General features: G+C 67.7%; 1 protein-coding gene. It reads left to right on the top strand.

The window, feature by feature from the left end; all coding sequences use genetic code 11:
* Positions 1 to 313, top strand: a 313-nt coding sequence (locus ADL15_RS21630) for a transposase family protein (protein WP_157441511.1), incomplete at both ends; no start/stop codon positions are given.

Below are 313 nucleotides of genomic sequence, written 5' to 3'. Positions count from 1 at the left end.
CCGGCAGCTGGCCTTCGCCATCCTCGACGGCACCCTGATCCCGATCGACCGGGTCGCCGATCAGCGGCCGTACTACTCCGGCAAACACAAACGCCATGGTGTGAACGTGCAGGTCATCGCGGACGCGGCAGGCCGGCTGATCTGGGCTTCGGCAGCCCTGCCCGGCCGGACCCATGACCTGAGCGCTGCCCGCCAGCTCGGCATCATCGACGCGCTGACCAGCGCAGACGTGATGACATTCGCCGACAAGGGCTACCAAGGAGCCCGCGGCACCATCCGGGTGCCGTTCAAACGCCACCGATCCCGGCCGAAA

The sequence above is a fragment of the Actinoplanes awajinensis subsp. mycoplanecinus genome, from assembly GCF_001509495.1.
Taxonomy (GTDB): domain Bacteria; phylum Actinomycetota; class Actinomycetes; order Mycobacteriales; family Micromonosporaceae; genus Actinoplanes; species Actinoplanes palleronii.
Note: the sequence above shows the minus strand (reverse complement) of the source record. Positions and strands in the feature narration are given on the sequence as shown.